Source organism: Sphingobium jiangsuense (assembly GCF_014196495.1).
In the GTDB taxonomy this organism is placed as follows: domain Bacteria; phylum Pseudomonadota; class Alphaproteobacteria; order Sphingomonadales; family Sphingomonadaceae; genus Sphingobium; species Sphingobium jiangsuense.
Genome location: NZ_JACIDT010000061.1, coordinates 1 through 1422 on the forward strand (window position 1 = coordinate 1; position 1422 = coordinate 1422).

The window sequence follows — 1422 nt, forward strand, 5'->3', positions numbered from 1 at the left end:
CGGTAAGCTGCTACGGGATTTGCCCCGTGGCGTGCTTCGACGGGGGCAAAAACTCTACTATCGGCACACCGTCCCGGTGGACGCTCAGCGGCTGCTGAATCGGCTCGAAATCTGGCGCTCGCTGAGGACTGACAGCCTTTCCGTTGCCTTGCGTCGATTGCCGGGAGTTGTCGCCCGGATCGAAATGGAGATCGAACATGCACGCGCGATGGCGGGCATGTCGGTCGATGCGATGCTCATTGAACCGTCGAGCTACGATCTCGCCGAACCTCTGATGCCGATCGCAACTGCGCCGCTGCCCGCTGTGAGCGCTCCGCCCGTCGTCTCACTCACGCTTGCTGAGGCATATCGCAACTACATCGACGATCCGACGCGCGCATGGACGGCCAATACGCGGGAAGCGTATGAGACGAGCCGGAGGCTCGCCATCGCGGTGATCGGTGAGGCGGTTCCCATCGCGTCGATCTCGCGCGCGCACTGCCGCGATATGCTGGAAGTGCTGCGCTTCCTCCCCGCAAACGCGGGAAAACTTTTCCCGAAGCTCTCGCCGCGCGAGGCGGCAGATCGCGCCCGCCTGCGCGGCGACATCAAGGTCATCAGCGCGGCAAACGCCAACTCGCTGATGTCCAACATGAGCAGCTTCCTCAACTGGGCGGTCAATGAGGAACTGCTCGCCCGTAATCCGGCGCGTGGGTTGCGCCTCCCCGACCCGATCAACAAGCGGGACAAGCGCTCACCGTTCGACCGGGACCAGCTTCATTCGATCTTCAACGCGCCGCTCTATCGCGGCTGCGTCGATGGCGGGCGCGGCTACAGCAAGACCGGAAGTCAGCGACCGCGCAACGCGCGGTTCTGGGTGCCGCTGATCGCCCTGTTCACTGGCGCGCGGTTGGGCGAAATCTGTCAGCTTGATACCACCGACATCCGCGCCGTCGATGGCGTCGATTGTATCGTGATCAGCCTGCGTTCGTTGGTCGGGAGCACCGACAAGCAGTTGAAGACCACCGTCAGTGACCGGCTAATCCCGATTCACCCGGTCCTCATCGACTGCGGGTTGGTCCACTTCGCCGAGACAAAACGGAAGGCGGGCGAGAAGAAGCTATTCGACGACATAGAGACGGGCTCAACCGGCTCGCGCCCTGTCGCCTTTTCCAAGTGGTTCACCCAGTTCCTCCGCGCCTGCGGAGCACAGCGGCCCCGCACCTCGTTCCACTCGTTCCGCCACAACTTCAGGGACGAGCTACGCGCCGCGCGGATCGACCACGACATCGCGTTGCTGCTCGGCGGTTGGACAACGGGGTCATCGCGAACCGCCGTCCATGAGAACTATGGCAGTGGCTATCGCGTCGATGCGCTCAATGAGGCCGTGCGCAGGTTGTCGTTCGAGCAGGTGGATGTCCGACATCTGGCGTGAACGCCAGA

The 1422-nt window shown here is 63.2% G+C and carries 1 protein-coding gene; it reads left to right on the plus strand.

Annotated elements, in window-relative coordinates; all coding sequences use genetic code 11:
- The coding region (locus GGR43_RS23305; RefSeq protein ID WP_223177593.1) for a DUF6538 domain-containing protein at positions 1 to 1414 on the plus strand (1414 nt) is incomplete at its 5' end.
- Positions 1415 to 1422: the final 8 nt, after the last annotated feature.